Raw genomic sequence first — 16,591 nt, forward strand, 5'->3', positions numbered from 1 at the left:
GCTCAGCAAACTTTACGAGCGCACCAGCGTCGTCATCACCACCAATCTCAGCTTCAGCGAGTGGGCCGGAGTGTTCGGCGACGCTAAGATGACCACCGCACTGCTGGACCGGCTGACCCACCATTGCCATATCATTGAGACAGGCAACGACAGCTACCGGTTCAAGGCAAGCGCCGCAGCTCCCAAAACACGAAAGGAAAAATCCGCCGCTTGACCCTCGCCCGCAACGCGGGACACAACATCCACCCGGGTCACTTCTCAATGAAAATCCCGGGTCAGTTCGAAGCGGAAATCAACAGATAGCCCTTCTCGATCGCTTCCCGCTCAGCACGCAACAGGTTGGTATTATGAAAGGCGGTGCCGCCAGCCAAGCAGCCGCGCAGGTCTTGCGAGGCGCCGGTCAAATCCCGCGTCGGCAGCGCCTCGATAACTGTCGTGGCGGGACCGAGGCCCAGTTCCTTCGAGAGGTATCGGGCGCAGCCCTGGGCCGGGCCTCGCATATTGCGAAACACGAGCAATTTTTCGCCCTTTGCGACTAACTGCTTCGCCAGCGGCACGATCACATCCTGCGAACTCGGTTTGTCACGGCGCTGCACAATCTGATGCGCCGGGAGCATTGCCTCCGACTTGGTCGCGCCGTCCACATCAACGAACTGAAACGTTCCACGGCGATCGAGTACACCCTCGATCAACGGCACGGGCCGCTCCCGCGACGTGAGCAAAGGCAGATCGAGCCAGCGATCGAAATTATTAAGCTTCCCGATAACAGCCGAGAGGACTACCAACTGGGGCCAAACACCGCGCTGCCGCGCCCTGACCAAAAGTGCGAAGATTAGTTCGACCGTGATTCCGCGATTGGGATCGGTGATAAACTGACCCTCGTCGAGCACCACCAAGCCCAATTGATTGAGCAGGCGCGGCGATCCAAGCGCTAGGTTGAGGAAGGTCTCGTAAGTAAAGAAGCCGAGATCGTAGCGGCCGGTCAGGACCGGACCGACGCCATCCGCCGCGTCGCCGCTGCACCGGACCACACGCAGGCCAGCCGGCCCATAGCGCTGGCTGAAGTCTTCGAACTTCTCGTTGACCAGGGCACGGTACGGTAGGAGGAATGCCGCCTTTTTTCCGGCCGTTACGGCCTGGATCGCGGCCACCTCGCCGATCAGTGTCTTGCCCGAGCTCGTCGGCGCGACCACGAGCAACGACTTGCCGTCGAGCACCCCATGCTCATTAACTGCCTTGAGCTGAAGAGCGTTGAGCCCGCTCGGGAAGTCCGCCGTCCACTGGCCGACGATATCCTCCGGAAAGCCGTACGCCGCGAATTCCGCAAACGAGCCGGACATCTCGTGGATCGAAAATGCGGGAAATGCCGCAACGAAGTTGTCGCCGCGTTTGAGCACCGGGAAGGTCAGGCCGCCCTGGACAGTCCCTAGGAAGACGGGCGTTTGAGTAACACCGATGCGCTCGGCTTCGACCCGGGCAAGCCGGATGATCTCGCCGGCGATCTCTGGAAAGCTTACTGACGCCCCTTCGCCCCTGCTCAATGCCTCGATCGTGGCGTATGTGAGCAGCCCATGGCCGGTCCCTGGCTGCTCCCACGCCGCTTCGCTTGCGGCGCACGCAGCAAGGAGGATGCGCCCCTCGCCATAGATGCCCGCGAGCGCGAAGGCGTTGCGTGGTCGCGCGGCCGTCTCGAGCACACGCGCTGGCGCCTGGCCGCTAAAGCAACAATCAAGGATGCACAGCACCGCACGTGCCTTGGTGCTCTTGAATGCCTCAGCGAGGGCGGTCATCGACAGCGCAGTGCCCGCGAGATCCGCAACATCAGTGTCGAACAACACCAGGCTTCCGTCCGGCGAGCCATGGCCCGCGAAGCTGATGACGATCACATCATCTTCCTGCGCGGTTGATAGCGTTCCCAGAATGGCCTGCGACACCTCAGTGTGGGTCGCGCGGTCGTCGACCAGAAGCCGCGCCGTCATTCCATCGACAGTGTCGGTGAACAACGCCCACAACGTCATCGCGTCGCGCCGAGCACCGCCAAGCTCCGGGATCGCGGGGTCCCGATGTTTGTTTATGCCGACGAAGATGGCCCTGACCGCCACGTCTCTCCCAATCTCTATGCTGCTATGGCCGTATCCGGCTTCCAGATTATTGGTTCGTAGTTCACGATCGTGCCCCCGCTCGCGGTTCGTCCCATTTCGATCGTAATCAGCCGGTCGTCCTGGAACGCGGGACTAAGCTCAAGCGTCAGGTAGTCGAATAGCGGCTTCTCATGCACAGCGATGATCACCTGGCGGCCGTGCTGTTTCGATAGGGTCCGAAGAAGGGCCGCGAACTGAGCGATATGCACCTCGTCCATGCTTTGAACCGGATCATCGATCACCAGCCAAGGCAGCGTCGGCTTGACGGACAGGTGCAAGGCGAGAAAGAGCGTCAATGCAGCCGTATTCAGGTTGCCTGCGCTCAACATCGCACGCGGATTTCCGCCCTTTCCGCCTGTGCGATAAACCGTCTCGAGGACCGCTTCGACGGGACCACTTTGAGTTTCAGGGAGAGCAAAGGCCGGCACGAAGGGCTCGTCCGGGGCAAGGTGAACAAAGAGATCGCGCCAAACAGCATTGAGCGAATCATTGAAGACCCGACGCACGATGTTTGTCCGGGCATCGCGTGCGCGCCGTCCGAGTTCGCGTGCCTGCTGGATTCGCACATCCGCTTTCTCTTTTGCAGTCGTTAGCCGGCTAAGACGCTCCTCTCCCCCTTTGACGGCGTCGGCCACCCCGCCGCGCCGTGCGACTAAGGCCTGTCGTTCGCGGAGTTCGATCAAGCCGTCGCGGCGGGCCGACTGCCGCACGACCAAAGTCGTTTCCCGCTCGGCGATGTTGCCTTGGAAGCGTTCGAGCGCGGTTTCCAAACTCTCTGTCTGCCCAATCGCATCAAGGCTTAGATCCTGCGCAAAGCGGGTCGCGGACACGCGTAACGTCGTTGCTCGTTCGTCGCGGCTGCGATACTCGGCCAGCCGCTGCGATGCGGCAGCCGCCGCGCCGATCAGTTGCTCACCGGCCGTGGTTGCTAGTGCGATTTCCATCAGAGCTCTCTGAAGCTCCTCAAGTCGAGCGCGTCGGCCCTTTAGATCGTCGCGCGCCGTCGCGGCGAGTTGGCCGGCCGCGATTGCAGCCCGTTCTCGTTCCGCGTCGGCCAAAGTCTTGGCTGCATTCGCTCGCTCGCGTGTGAGCGCCTGGAGCCTGCCTGCGCTTTCCGTCAACGCTGCAATATGGTTCGAGACGTGAGCCTGCAGCGACCCTCCTGACGTCTCGCCAAAGTCACGTCCACACACCGGACAGTCCTCTGAGTGGATGTGCGGAAGTATTCCGGCAAGTGCTTGCGCCAACGTTCCCGCCGCTGCGGCATGGCCTGCGATCTGATTGTCGAGCACGGCGGCGCGCGACCGAGCCCGTTCCAAGTTCTGATCCAGCGTTGCAATGCGTCCCGTAGCGTCGGCGTCCCGCGTCAGCACTGTAACGCACCGGTTCAGCTCTGCGTTAAGCGTTTGAAGCGCCGCCGCGCGCGCCCGCTCCGGTCCGACCGCCTGTGGCAAGGCAAGGTCCGCAAGGAATCCGGAAAGGCGGGCAAAGAGACCCTCAAGGGCACTGCCGGTCGACGACCGCCACGCATCGAGGGCCGCGTTGGCTTCGGTCGAGGCCCGTTCCGCGCCATCGCGGTCAGCCGCGTCGACAGGTGACTGGATGCTCCGCCATTGATCACGCGTTGCGATGATATCGCGGCGCAATCGCGCCAAGCGTTGAAGCTCCGGCTCCTCCGGTCGGTTTTCAAAAATATGGGTCAGCTCCGCATCCGCGGGTGTCGGTGTCGACGGCATGTTCAGCGCCGTGAGTTTGTTCAATAACCGATCCGTAGCGGCTTTAATCTCTCCATCGAGCCGCAGTTTCTCGGCGGAATCTCGGCGTATGTCCTTCTCAAGAGTTGGGATAGTTTCGCGAGCGTCCCAATAAAGCGGTACGGACTCACGAAGGCGGCGCACATCGCCCGCATCGTGCAAGCCCTCGATCAAGGCGTCCAGATGATCCAGGCCCAGCAGGTCTTTGACGAACTTAGTCAGCGGAGAATCGCTCTTCCGCGTATCCTTGTCCTCATAGATTTCCAGCAGCCGGCCAAGGCTAGCCTGCGCCAGGTAACATCGCTCGCTGTAGAAGTGCGCCTGCTCCCGGGACAGCACCGCATCACCGGAAACACTCGACCGGCCAACGACAATATCGGTCGATCTGGAAGCCCCATTCAATCCATCGACGGTCGCGGCGACATGGCCCTCCTTGGCCTCCTTATGGACGAGATGAGCTAAATAGTCGCGATCGAGTCGCGCCAGCGACGGCAGCTGAGCCGTCAAACCCAGCTCGATCGCCGATAGCAGACTCGTCTTGCCGGTTCCGTTTTGGCCATGGATGAGAACGACAGGCGCATCCAGCGGCACCGTCACCGAGCCCTTGATGCTGCGGAAATTCGTGACCGTGATGGATCTCAAGAAGCGGGTCATGGTTCCTCGCCCTCCTCTTCATCTGTCATGGGCTCGGCAATGATCGCGTGCAGGCGCGCCTGCACAGCATCCGCCCCCTTCTGCGCCAAATCAACGAGAGCAGCCACCTCGGGTTCCAGACCTTCCAGTTGAGCCGCGATCTCCGTCAGCGGATCGGCGAGACTGGCGTTCGCCTCGGGCAAGCTCAGCGGCATAAGCACTGCTAGCCAGTTCCGGAGGGTGATGTCTGGATCTTCATCCAGCACGGCCCCAATCGGCAAAACACGGCACACCCTGGAGAGCGAATCGAGCGTGGCGGAACTCGGCCGTGGGCCCGCGAGCACGACCGTCACCGGCCGTTTGGATTGCACCACATCCATAGCCCGGGCGATGCCCTCGATCTTGCTTAAGATGCGCCTTTCCTCATCGAAGGCCGTATCGGCAACGAGAATGAGATCCGGCGACGGAGCCGTGCCGATGAAGGCGGCAGGCAAATCGAACTTCAATCCGGCGATTTCGAGCGGCGTCGACAAGCGGCGATACTTGGCACTGGCCAGAACCTCGGCCACACGATCGACAGGGGTCGCCGCAGTCATAAGGCTATCTCTTCGCGGAACCGCTGGACGAGCTCCGCGCTCGTCGCGACCTCGCTCATCAAATTGGCGATGCTTACTTCCCGGAGTCCCAACTTGCCGGTCCGCCCCGGCGCGCCACGCGGCGACCTCGGCAGGCGCAGTGGAACTTCAAGGCTATGAACCAAGATTGCCTCGTCACCGTCGACGAGATGCCCGTGGTGCCGCAGACGAAGCGCCGCCTGGCTATTGGCAGCGAAGAACATCTTGGCTGAGGCGGCAGGCGAATTCACACGTATGGCGCCAGCCGTCGAGTCGGTGGGGTCAGTCACATCCAAGTTCCAAGAGCCGTCCTTGACACCGACGCCAAGAATACCCGTCGCGACGGCGACTTCCCGCAAGCCTGAGGCAGGAAGGCTCATATCGGCCGCCATTTGCTGCAGGGGCATCGGCGAAATCGGATTGTAAGGCCTCGGCGGGGCTCCCGCATGCCCATCGCGAAACAACGTGATCGCCCGGCTGCCCTGATCGATCAGGTCGTGCATGAAGGTCAGGCGATCCGGTTCCGCCGCGGCCGCCAATAGATCTCGAACGGCCAGCACGCCGTCCTGCAGCGCTTGCTGTTCGCCAGCTCCGAGAGCGCCGGGCGCGAGTTCGATCAACCGCCTCAGCTTCGAGCAAAGTACGTGCAACACCAGGGCGACGAGGAGCGGTTTGGCGAAGGCGCGGATCAGCGCGCTATCCATGATCCGCTGGCGGCTGACCGCGGTATAGGCCGCCCGATAGACATTTTTCAGCAACCCGCGCTGGTCGACGCCAATCACATTCTCGGAAAACACATAGCTCGGCCGATCGCCGGGCCACGGCCAGGCCATCCGCGCCTCCGCGTGCGCAAATATCGCTTGGATGTTTGCGTCCTGCGCCGACAACCCCATCATTAGGGTTGGCTTGGCGGCGATCAGGTCGATCAGACGATTGACCATGGCGGCATTTTCCGGCTGTGCCACCCAGCCGTGGATTTGCGACTGCCGGCCGACCAGATAGGGACGAAAGGTCGCTTCATCGCCACAGGCCTTGACTGCGCAACCGTGGAATTTGAACAACCGCGCCTTGAGCTCCGGCTCGCGCAGATCTTCGGGCCGGACGCAGACGACCAGTGCGGGCGTTCCGCGTGTCAGCCGTTCGACCGCCTTCTCGACGAGACCATCCCAATTTGCCGATGCGATCTCCGACGCCAGGCCTTCCAAGATTAGGATGGCAATGCAGATGTGCTCGATATCCGGTTCAAGAGCTGGATCGGCGAAGGTCGCTGTGATGTTCACACCGTTCCACAGCACGAAATCTTCTGGCTCGCCTTCAACTGGCGTCTCCAGAAGATGCGCGTATTCCCCGATCAGTCGTTCCGTGATCGCCGTTGCGTCGGGCCAGTCGACGAATGGTCGCGTAAAGTCGATCCGACGCTTTTCGTCGTCGCTCAGGTGGGCGAGGACGAGCGCTTCCTCAAGCGCCGCTTTGAAACGGCAGACCGGGTCGCCCACATCGATTCGTGCCCGAAGAAACTCAATGACGCGCGGGACAACGTTTTTGAGCCCGTCGACGCGGCCGAATGAAATGCCGGACCCTAGCCACAGCACATAGCGGTCTTCGGCGACACCTTTGGCGAAAGCTTCAAACTGGCCGTCGAGCAGCGCGAGCGTTTCGCTGACAGAAATGCTTGCGGCATGCGGGGCGAGGGCCATCAACGCTCCTCAGCGCTGCGGACGCCAATAACCAATCTCGTCTTTGCCTTCATGCGCTGTTCTCCCGATTTCTTTAAGTTAGGCAGTCTTTCGAACGATTATTTGAACATCTCCGTGATGTCCGTCATCGGTCGGAACAGTTTCATCGGCTGATCGGGCAATGACAGGAAACTCTCACGCTCGTAAAACCGCCTTGCATTCTCATCCTTGGCTTCGACGATCACAGCAAAGGACGCGATCTCGCTGCGCACCGATCGGAACAGCGCGTCGGCCAGCAGGAAGCGCCCGTAACCGTTGCCTTGATGCCGTCGATCCACCGCAAGTCGCCCGAGCAGGGTCGCCGGCACGAGGGGGTAGCGCGGCAGCTTCCGGGTGATCTGCGCCGGCAACTCCGCCAGGTTCACGCTCGTCGCCGACAAGGTATAGTACCCTCCGATGGCGCCATCGGGCAGCACCAGCACGAACGGGGCTGCCATATTCTTTCGAGCATCCTGCCCGGCCTGGACCCGCAAATACCGATCGAGTAGCTCTACACCACTCTCGAACGCGGTGCGATCATGCTGCGGACCGAGGACCTCGACCCTGAGCGTGTCGTCGCCAGCTCGAGACACTCCTTAGACACCAGTGACCTGGCGATACCGACGCACCGTGTCGCGCAGACGATCGTTGACCGGCTGCGGATTGATCAGGGCTTCCACGAAGGCTTGGCTGTCCCGAACCGATAGGTCGAGGCGCTGGTGCTCTTCGATGGCGCGGCGGGCGGCTTCCTGCACGCTGGTCAGCACGAAATCGGTGACCGTGCGACCCTGCAGGGCTGCAGCGCGTTCGATGAGACTCTTTTGATCGGCCGTAACCCGCGTTTCTAGACGCTCGCCACGAATCCGACCGCGAGGGGCGTGAATTGCAGGTTTGGCCATCGTCAATCTCCTGTACCAACATTGTACGGCCAATAGCCGGTAAAGTCAAGAGATCGGACGATTGCTGTGGCTTTTGCTTCAGGACTTCAATTCCACAACTCCTCATGTTTCCACGAGGGTAGCCCGAATTACAGTTTGCATTTTTGACTAAGAAGTTCAATTTTAGTAAAGCACTTCAGTTTCCGCTTCCGCCGGCCTCGCATTCCTCCGGCAAAGGCCGCGCGGAGTGAAGGGCGGATCTGAACAAGCTCACTTGTCGAAGACGCGGCGCGCCTTGGGCGTAGTTTTCACCACTGCGCTTTCGCTTTTCACCTTGCGGACTCATAACCCCTAAACCGTTGTGTTGCAAAGGGGTTACGCGGCCTTGCATTGAACTCATTAGGCAACAATCGAGCGCTGAGTTTTGCTTAAGCGATTCAAATTGAAATCCTTAAGCGAGACCGACAGCAAGGATTTCCCGTTGCTCGGCGCCCACGCTGGTCTCCGCTTCTGAGTTTAGGGATTATGTCACTGAATTAGCGTGAGGACTATAGCAAAAAAGAAGTGTATGAGGGGTGTACTTCTGTCACCCGGACGCCTCTTTTCCGCGGCTCTAACTATCGATAATTAGCGTTTATCGATAGTGATAGGGATTGACCCAAATAACGTGACGCGCTACGCTTAAAACACTTGGAAAACGGTTGGAAATGGCCGCGAACGCGCCGCGATCGCCCCAATGCGCGCCCAATCGACGCTTGGAGACTGGACCTTCGATGCCCCGCCCCGCCAAAGACGATGGCCATAACCGCGCCAGCCGCTACCGCGCCACCAAGCGCCATCAGGGCATGCGGCTGCTCCGGATCTGGGTCCCCGACCCGCGCGCCCCGGGCTTTCGCGAGGAAGCCCGGCGCCAGGCCGAAGTTCTGCGCGGCGCCCCCGAAGAGGCCGAGGCGCTGGCATTCATCGAACAAATCATGGCCGCGGATGAGTCCAGCCGATGAGGCGCGGCGATCTGATCGTCGTCGCGGCGCCGGGTGACTACGGGAAACCCCGTCCGGCCGTCATTATTCAATCCGACGCGCTCGATGAAACCGGGAGCCTTCTCGTCTGCCTCCTGACCACGACCCAGCGGCCGGCGCCGTTCTACCGGCTGGCGCTCGCGCCGACGCCTGAAAATGGATTGCGCGATCCCTCCGACGTCATGGTCGATAAGATTTTCGCCCTTCCGCGCGGCAAATGCGGGGAGCCGATCGGCCGGCTGACCCGGGCTCAGATCCGCGCTCTCAACTATGCGCTCTCGCTCGTGGTCGGACTGGCCGATCCGGGGATGGTCGATTAAAGCGGCGACATGATCGCCCCGATTCGCCCGGGCGCTGCTGGAGCGAATCGCTGCTTGGGCTCGGCGCTCCGCAAGCTCATCCCGACGAGGATCGCTATCTGACGTTTATCGATAGCGAGGAGGTCTACGGGTTGACCAACTGGCGTTTGCGCCCTAAAATGACGCAAATGGGCGCAAAGAGCGCGTTTCGATCACGCCATTTTTGGAAGGACACACGCGCCATGACTCTCACCGTCAAAGTCGCCGAAGCCAAAGCCCACCTGTCCGAACTTCTCGCCAAGGTCGAAGCCGGCGAAGAGGTGATCATTTCCCGGGGGCCCGATCCGATCGCCCGCCTCAGCCCCCTGCGCAAGGACAATGACGTCGCCGCGGTCATCGCCGAGATCAAGGCCGGCCGGAACTCCTTCGCGCTGGCTCCGGTCAGCTTGGACGAGATTCTGGACTGGAAAGCCGAGGGGCGGCGCTAAATGGCGTTCGTCGCCGACGCCTCGATGGTCGCCGCCTGGCTGATGCCGGACGAACAGACGCCGGAGACGGACGCGCTCCTCGACCTCTTGCGCGAGAGCCCGGCTTTGGCCCCCGATCTTTTACGCCACGAGATCCGCAGCCTGTTCCTGGCCGCAGTCAAACGGCAGCGCGTGCGCGAGAGTTTTTTGCCCTGGGCGATGCAGCGGTTCAACCTTTTGCCCCTGCGGCATTTGGGGCCGGGCGAGGACCATGCGGTTCTGACCTTGGCCAGAGTTCATCAGCTCAGCGCCTATGACGCCGCCTATCTCGCCCTGGCGATCGGCGAGGCCGTCGCGCTCGCGACCCTCGATCGCAAGCTCGCCGCGGCGGCCCGGCGCGAAAACATTCCCTTGCTTGGACCCTTGGCGGCGCCATGAGCGATTCCACGCCCGCCCTGTCGCGGAAAAATCCGGCGACCCGTCGCGCGCTCGAGCTCGACGCCCTGGCGGCGATCCTGCCGATGGATCGACGCGATCGGCTCGCCGAGATTTTGACCGACGACGACGTCGAGACCCTCAAGCACCTCGCTCGCGAGGGCATGGGTGAGAACAGCCTTCGGGCGCTCGCCTCCGACCTCGCCTATCTCGAGGCCTGGGCGCTCGCCGCCACCGCCAACCCCCTGCCCTGGCCGGCGCCGGAGGCTCTGGCGTTGAAATTCGTCGCGCATCATCTGTGGGACCCGGCGCAGCGTGAGAGCAATCCGAACCACGGCATGCCGGCGGACATCGCCGATTTCCTGCGCGCGGAGCAGCTGTTGCGGGTCGAAGGCCCGCATGCGCCGGCGACCGTGCGGCGGCGGCTGTCCAGCTGGACGACCCTGCATCATTGGAAAGGGACGGGGGGACCCTTCGCCTCGCCGGCGCTTCGCTCGGCGATCCGGCTGGCGGTGCGCGCGGCGGCGCGGCCGCGCGCCCGGAAGAGCAAGCGGGCGGTCACTGGCGATGTGCTCGAGAAGCTTCTCACGACGTGCACGTCCGATCGCCTGGTCGATGCCCGCGACGCCGCGCTGCTCCTGGTGGCCTTCGGCTCCGGCGGGCGCCGGCGCAGCGAGGTCGCGGGCCTTCGCGTCGAGCAGCTTGTCGAAGAGGCGCGGGTGCCCTCCGATCCTACGGATGCCAACTCCCCCGCCCTGCCCTGCCTGACGATCGTGCTTGGGCGCACCAAAACCGGCCAGGCCGACGAGAATCAGCGCGTGCTTTTGGTCGGTCGCCCGGTTGACGTTCTGAACCAATGGCTTCTGCGCGGAGCCATCGCCAAAGGTCCGATATTCCGGGCGATTGATCGATGGGGCAGCGTTGAAGCCAAGGCGCTCACCCCTCAAGCCGTCAATCTGATTCTGAAGCGGCGCGTCGCCCTGGCCGGGCTCGATCCGAGGGAGTTTTCCGCGCACGGGCTGCGCGCCGGCTATCTCACCGAGGCGGCGCGGCGCGGCGTCGCCCTGCCCGAGGCGATGCAGCAGTCCCAGCATCGCTCCGTCCAGCAGGCCGCGAGCTATTATAATGACGCCGAACGGCAGATGGGCAAGGCCGCGCGGCTGGTGGTTTAAGGGAAACGCGGCTGTGGGCCGCGCCGCCTTTCGCGCTTATTAGCCGCGTCTCGACGGCGGTCACCACGCAATCGTCTATTCATGTGACCACGAGATGTTTCGGGCGCTACCCTGGAGCTCTCCGTTCTGCGCTGACGTCTCTGTCTTCCTCGAATATGTCGAAAGGTAGCGGGTTCACAATCAGCTTTTCTCGACTTCCCAGGGGTGGGGTGAGGGCGGGGAGCTACCAAAAAAAGGATCGGGAAGTTTGTAAGGGAGGGGTCAAAAGGTCGAACCCATTTTGGGGTTGGCATCTGCCAACCATGTGGCGGGGGCTCTAATCTCCTCAGAGGATAGCCCAAGCAGCGCAACCCTTCGATGGGCGCTGGTTGGGGCGCTTCATCTAGTGGGCTAGACCGCCTTCGGGTTCATCGAAATCAGAAAGCAGCTCTGGACTTTTGTTTTATCGCATTTTCTTAACGCGAAACGGCCTCCTCGTCGCTCGAAAATGCTCTCGTAAAACATACTGCCAACCCAGGGTTGGCAGCTGCCAACATTGGCGATCTGATCTGCTGACTTTACTTGCGAAGCGAATCAAGTGACCTTTCAGCCGCTTGGTTAATTTCCGTTTACAATTTTTATGTTGACGGGCAATGCCGAATCCACAAATCTACGCAAACTAAGCCTCATCTCCTTCGATTGGCGTTAATGACGGATCAAGCTGCTACCCAAGACATCTCGCGAAGCACTTCGCCGCCGGCGTCAATTGACCAGTTGATCGCCGATAATGCCAGGGCTTTGTCATCGCAGCTGCACACGCTACGTGCGCGGCTATTCCCGCCAACGGCGCAAAAGGAGCTGCGACTTTTTTCCAGCGCGGAGGCCGCGCGCCTTATTGGCGTAACGGATGGATATCTTCGCCAGCTTGCGCTCGGGGGAGGGGGGCCGGCGGCCGAGAGGGGGCCCGGAGGGCGTCGCCTCTATTCACTCGCTCAAGTTCATGAGCTGCGGCGGTTCCTCGCAAAATCCAAGCCGGGGTATATCCCTGCCCGCGTCGGTTCTGAACATCTGCAGGTAATTGCGGTAACCAACTTTAAGGGCGGCTCCGGAAAAACGACGGTTAGCACTCATCTCGCGCAATATCTTGCGTTACGGGGTTTTCGTGTCCTGGCCATTGATCTTGATCCACAAGCGAGCATGTCGGCGCTTTTCGGCTACCAGCCGGAATTTGATATCAAGCCCAATGAAACGCTCTACGGGGCCATCCGGTACGACGGCGATCGTCGCCCCCTCAAAGAGATAATCCGCCCGACGTATTTTCAGGGTCTCGATATCGTGCCGGGCAATCTTGAGCTTCATGAGTTCGAGCACGATACGCCAAGGATGCTCGCTGAGGGTAAGAAAGGCGACGGGCTTTTCTTCGCCCGCGTGGCCAAGGCGCTTACAACCGTCGATCAAGATTATGACATTGTTGTCATCGATTGCCCGCCCCAGCTCGGCTTTCTGACCCTGGGCGCTCTTTGTGCGGCGACAGGCGTTCTCATTACGATTCATCCGCAAATGCTTGACGTTGCGTCGATGTCCCAGTTCCTGCAGATGACCTCTGGACTCCTGTCTGTGGTTCGAAAAGCTGGCGGGAATCTCCAATACGACTTTCTGCGCTATCTGATTACGCGCTTCGAGCCTAATGATGGCCCGCAAGCCCAAGTTGTTGGCTTTCTTCGCAATCTTTTTGGCGACCTGGTTTTGACGCAGGCGATGTTGAAGTCGACCGCCGTCTCAGAAGCCGGGCTGCGCAAACAAACAGTCTATGAAATCAGCCGCGACCAGATCAATCGGCAGACCTATGAGCGAGCCATCGAATCACTCGATGCCGTGAACGGAGAAATCGAGAACTTGATTAGGAAAGTGTGGGGGAGGGCGGCTGCATGAAGCGCCGAAGCACGCTGGCTGATCTTCTAAGGCAAGGTTCCGAGCAGGCGACTGAATTGCCTCCGGATATGCCCGAACCTGTGGCGTCCGGTGCCTTGCGCGCCATGGGATTTTCGCTCGAGCGGATGTCCGCCGAAGCGGAAACCGCTCGGGATCTTAAGGCGAAAATAGAAGGCGGCGAATACGTTGTCGAGCTTGATCCAAAGCTGGTGGACGCGTCTTTCGTGAGTGATCGAATTCCCGTCGATCACGACGCCGAATTCAATGCGTTCCTCAAGAGCATTGAGGAACAAGGCCAACAAGTGCCGATTCTCGTTCGTCCTGACGCGCAGTCCGAAGGACGGTTTCAGGTCGCCTATGGGCACCGTCGGCTGAAGGCTGCCGCAATTCTCGGGCGTGCAGTCAAGGCCATTGTTCGACCTTTGACCGACATAGAATTGGTCATCGCTCAGGCCAAGGAAAACCTCGATCGCCGAGACCTCTCCTACATCGAGCGGGCCCTTTTTGCTTGGCGTCTCGAACAGAGAAAATTTGAGCGCGGGACTATCATGGCGGCGCTCGGTGTGGACAAAGGGGATATGTCCCGGCTCTTGATGGTCGCGAGCGGCATTCCTTCCGAAATTATTCGGGCTATCGGGCCGGCGCCAAAGGTTGGCCGCCCGCGTTGGGTCCAGCTCTCCGATATGTTGAAGGCCGCCGGCGCTCAGAAGAAAGCTTGTGCGGTGGTCACCGATCCAGCATTTGGCCGCGCCGATACTAATATGCGCTTTAATCTGATCATCCAGGCTCTCGCGGCGGCGCCGGAAAAGGCGCGCTCAACGCCAAAGTCCGTGCTTGGCGTCAGCGGGCAAGTCTTGGCTAGGATTGAGGAGACTTCGCGGCGAATGGTTTTATCACTCGACGAGCCGCAATTTCGAGCGTTCGTCTTGTCTCGGCTTCCGGCCTTGGTCGAGGAGTTTGAGCAAAACGCGCCCTGAGGAGAAACTACTTGATCTCTCTCGGCGACTTCCCTTAACCCGCCCCAAACATCCGGGGTGCAATGCAGGAGCAATAGGCAAAAGAAAAAGGCCCCCGCAACGTCACCGTTCCGGAAGCCCCTTTCGTCGTCTGGCAACCTCGAAAGAACCACTTCCGCGAATCATAGTCAAGAGTCTTGGCGTCGTTTCGACGAGCAGATTTTCTTTGCCTGAAACAAGGTGAAGAACATGCAACCAAATCTTTCAACGACGCCCTTTGGGCGGCGACCGCTGACGCTCGCCATGGTGGCGAGCCAGGTGGCCGCGAAGGCGCGGCCACCTGAGGCGGTGGTCCATAAATGGCAGGCGTTCCGCGCGATTTGCGAGGGCAGGGCGGCGATAGGGGTTACCGACCGAGCGCTCGCCGTGCTCAATGCGCTCCTGACCTTCCACCCGGAGACGACGCTGACCGGGGAGGGCGACATCGTCGTCTTTCCCTCCAACGAGCAGCTCACGCTCCGCTCGCACGGCATGGCTCCGGCGACCCTGCGGCGGCATCTGGCGGTGCTCGTCAACTGCGGCCTGATCATCCGTCGCGACAGCCCCAACGGCAAGCGCTACGCTCGGAAAGGGCAGGGGGGCGCGATCCAGAACGCATTCGGTTTCGATCTCACGCCGATCGTGGCGCGCGCGGCCGAATTCGAGGAACTAGCTGAGGCTGCGCGGGCGGAGCATCGCGCTCTGGCACTGGTTCGCGAGAGGATCACGCTGGGCCGGCGCGATATCGTGAAAATGATCGCGACGGGGATCGAAGAGGATGTGCCGGGAGATTGGCCAGGCTTCCACGCGGCCTATGTCGAGCTTGCCGCCCGGATCCCACGGACGGCTACGCTTGCCGAGCTTGACCCCTTGGCGGGCGAAATGACTCAGTTGGCTGAGCAGATCCGCAAGTTGTTGGAAGGGTTCATCAAAACACAAAAAATGAACGCCAATGAGTCTCATAGTGAGCGGCACATACAGAATTCAAACACAAACCTCAAAATTGAATCTGAACATGGCTTACCAATAAGCCACGGGCCGACCATCGAGCCCAAACCGGATAGGCCGAGATCGCCGCAACGATCCTATCCGCTGGGAATGGTGCTCGACGCCTGTCCCGATATCGTCGATTACGCAAGGCATGGGATCAATTCATGGCGGGATCTCGTCGCGACCGCAGGAATGGTGCGATCGATCATCGGGATCAGTCCAAGCGCCTGGGAGGACGCCAACGAGGTGCTTGGACCTGAGGATGCCGCGGTCGCGGTCGCGGCCATTGTGCAACGATCGGACGCGATCAAGAGCGCGGGCGGCTACTTGCGCAGCTTGACCGAAAAGGCGAGGGCAGGGAGCTTCTCGCTTGGGCCAGTGCTCATGGCGCTTATCCGCACCAAACGCAAGGATCGGAAACACGGATGATGCATTGTCTTGGGCGGAAGCAGAGCCATTAAAAGTCAGGGCGAATGGCGCCTGTTATTTGGAGAGCTCGCATGCCTTTAGCTTCGGGCAAAACGCCACGCGGACGCAGGAAACAGCAAAAGACGCGGTCTTTGGTGGCATGTTATGAGGAATGCGGAGCGTTCGCTCTTCCAAATCAAGAAGCCGGTTCGCCTAATTTCGGGGCGAGGCAAATCTAATGCATTGCGGGTCCTCGGCTGTTCGGGGGCGGCGATCAATTTGGAGCAAGAGGGATGGCGAAGCCGACCCAGGCCGAGGCCGAAGCGGCCGTCAGGGTGCTCATCGAATGGGCTGGCGACGATCCGCACCGCGAGGGGCTGATCGATACGCCAGATCGGGTGGCGCGGTCCTATCGAGAACTGTTCGCCGGCTATGCAGCTGATCAGCGCGATTATCTAAAACGCACCTTCGAGGAAGTTGGCGGTTACGACGAGCTGGTGGTGCTGCGGGACATCCGCGTGGTCAGCTTTTGCGAGCATCACATGCTGCCGGTGGTCGGGCGCGTGCACGTCGGTTACCTGCCAACGAATCGAGTAGTGGGCATCTCCAAACTGGTGCGGGTGGTTCACGGGTTCGCCCGTCGGCTGCAGATCCAGGAGAAGCTTACCGCCGAGATCGCGGAAGCCAGCCAGGACATTCTCGAGCCACAAGGCGTTGGCGTGGTGATCGAGGCCGAGCACAGCTGCAGGACGCTGCGCGGCGTCAACACGCTCGGAGCCACCCTGACGACCAGTCGCCTGCTCGGAGTGATCCGCAATGATCCCCGAACGCGTGAGGAGTTTCTGCGCTTGACGCGTGGAGCGTAGCGCATGCGGAATTGCGGCCGCCGCCCGTCACGTCAACAGCATGAGGCGTTCGGTGCTGCGCGTTCCATTAAAAACCACGAGAGAGGTGTGCCTTGATGACAGAAAACTCGCCGCTAATCGGCCCGCGACGGGAAGCTGAAAACCTCCGAAGCGCATCGGCGGCGGACGGCGACTCTTCCGCTCGACGGTTGGGACGCGAGCGTATCCGCAAGGCCCGCGTGAAGGGGGAGGCATGATGCTCTATCGCGATATGACACCTGAAGAGATTGTCGCGCTGACGTTAAGGGCGAGAAT

General features: G+C 61.0%; 16 protein-coding genes. 10 read left to right on the forward strand and 6 right to left on the reverse strand.

The window, feature by feature from the left end; genetic code table 11:
* On the forward strand, positions 1 to 214 hold a 214-nt coding region (locus DL86_RS11865; RefSeq protein WP_036261675.1), incomplete at its 5' end, for an ATP-binding protein.
* 61 nt (positions 215 to 275) lie between these two features.
* Here DL86_RS11865 and DL86_RS11870 read toward each other — a convergent pair.
* The 6 genes from DL86_RS11870 to DL86_RS11895 all read right to left on the reverse strand — a co-directional run bounded on the left by DL86_RS11870 (position 276) and on the right by DL86_RS11895 (position 7,756).
* Positions 276 to 2,102: a DEAD/DEAH box helicase gene (locus DL86_RS11870; RefSeq protein WP_202899199.1), complete on the reverse strand. Its 1,827-nt coding sequence runs from the start codon at positions 2,100 to 2,102 to the stop codon at positions 276 to 278.
* Positions 2,103 to 2,116: 14 nt separating this feature from the next.
* The gene (locus DL86_RS11875) at positions 2,117 to 4,549 is read right to left on the reverse strand and encodes an AAA family ATPase (RefSeq protein ID WP_036261676.1); all 2,433 of its coding nucleotides are present in this window, start codon (positions 4,547 to 4,549) and stop codon (positions 2,117 to 2,119) included.
* On the reverse strand, positions 4,546 to 5,124 hold the full coding sequence (locus tag DL86_RS11880; RefSeq protein ID WP_051953281.1) for a hypothetical protein: 579 nt from the start codon (positions 5,122 to 5,124) through the stop codon (positions 4,546 to 4,548). Before DL86_RS11880 ends, DL86_RS11875 begins: the two co-directional genes overlap by 4 nt.
* Positions 5,121 to 6,839 carry an SIR2 family protein gene (locus DL86_RS11885; RefSeq protein ID WP_036261678.1) on the reverse strand — a complete coding sequence of 573 codons (1,719 nt, stop codon included), beginning with the start codon at positions 6,837 to 6,839 and terminating at the stop codon, positions 5,121 to 5,123. Before DL86_RS11885 ends, DL86_RS11880 begins: the two co-directional genes overlap by 4 nt.
* A gap of 98 nt (positions 6,840 to 6,937) precedes the next feature.
* Positions 6,938 to 7,450 (reverse strand): GNAT family N-acetyltransferase, encoded by a 513-nt coding sequence (locus tag DL86_RS11890; RefSeq protein ID WP_036261680.1) that lies wholly within the window; start codon positions 7,448 to 7,450, stop codon positions 6,938 to 6,940.
* 3 nt (positions 7,451 to 7,453) lie between these two features.
* A complete protein-coding gene (locus DL86_RS11895; protein WP_036261682.1) occupies positions 7,454 to 7,756 on the reverse strand; it encodes a type II toxin-antitoxin system TacA family antitoxin in 303 nt (100 codons plus the stop codon).
* A 752-nt stretch (positions 7,757 to 8,508) separates the two neighbouring features.
* Here DL86_RS11895 and DL86_RS11900 point away from each other — a divergent pair.
* The 9 genes from DL86_RS11900 (at position 8,509) to folE (ending at position 16,297) form a co-directional block, all read left to right on the forward strand.
* Positions 8,509 to 8,736, forward strand: coding sequence for an antitoxin MazE family protein (locus tag DL86_RS11900; protein ID WP_036261838.1), 228 nt, complete (start codon positions 8,509 to 8,511; stop codon positions 8,734 to 8,736).
* Positions 8,733 to 9,074 (forward strand): type II toxin-antitoxin system PemK/MazF family toxin, encoded by a 342-nt coding sequence (locus tag DL86_RS11905; protein ID WP_036261685.1) that lies wholly within the window; start codon positions 8,733 to 8,735, stop codon positions 9,072 to 9,074. The genes DL86_RS11900 and DL86_RS11905 overlap by 4 nt, the downstream gene beginning before the upstream one ends.
* A gap of 221 nt (positions 9,075 to 9,295) precedes the next feature.
* Positions 9,296 to 9,541, forward strand: coding sequence for a type II toxin-antitoxin system Phd/YefM family antitoxin (locus DL86_RS11910; RefSeq protein ID WP_036261687.1), 246 nt, complete (start codon positions 9,296 to 9,298; stop codon positions 9,539 to 9,541).
* Positions 9,542 to 9,958 (forward strand): type II toxin-antitoxin system VapC family toxin, encoded by a 417-nt coding sequence (locus DL86_RS11915; RefSeq protein ID WP_036261690.1) that lies wholly within the window; start codon positions 9,542 to 9,544, stop codon positions 9,956 to 9,958.
* Entirely contained in the window at positions 9,955 to 11,127 is a 1,173-nt protein-coding gene (locus DL86_RS11920; protein ID WP_036261693.1) for a tyrosine-type recombinase/integrase, read from the forward strand. Before DL86_RS11915 ends, DL86_RS11920 begins: the two co-directional genes overlap by 4 nt.
* 687 nt (positions 11,128 to 11,814) lie before the next feature.
* Positions 11,815 to 13,038 carry a plasmid partitioning protein RepA gene (gene repA, locus DL86_RS11925; protein ID WP_051953283.1) on the forward strand — a complete coding sequence of 408 codons (1,224 nt, stop codon included), beginning with the start codon at positions 11,815 to 11,817 and terminating at the stop codon, positions 13,036 to 13,038.
* Positions 13,035 to 14,015 (forward strand): plasmid partitioning protein RepB, encoded by a 981-nt coding sequence (repB, locus tag DL86_RS11930; protein ID WP_051953284.1) that lies wholly within the window; start codon positions 13,035 to 13,037, stop codon positions 14,013 to 14,015. Before repA ends, repB begins: the two co-directional genes overlap by 4 nt.
* A 228-nt stretch (positions 14,016 to 14,243) precedes the next feature.
* Positions 14,244 to 15,452, forward strand: coding sequence for a plasmid replication protein RepC (gene repC, locus DL86_RS11935; RefSeq protein WP_036261698.1), 1,209 nt, complete (start codon positions 14,244 to 14,246; stop codon positions 15,450 to 15,452).
* A 272-nt stretch (positions 15,453 to 15,724) separates the two neighbouring features.
* Complete coding sequence (gene folE, locus DL86_RS11940) at positions 15,725 to 16,297, forward strand: GTP cyclohydrolase I FolE (protein ID WP_036261700.1); 573 nt, start codon at positions 15,725 to 15,727, stop codon at positions 16,295 to 16,297.
* The last annotated feature ends 294 nt before the right edge of the window (positions 16,298 to 16,591 follow it).

It is taken from the genome of Methylocapsa aurea, assembly GCF_000746085.1.
Classification (GTDB): Bacteria; Pseudomonadota; Alphaproteobacteria; order Rhizobiales; family Beijerinckiaceae; genus Methylocapsa; species Methylocapsa aurea.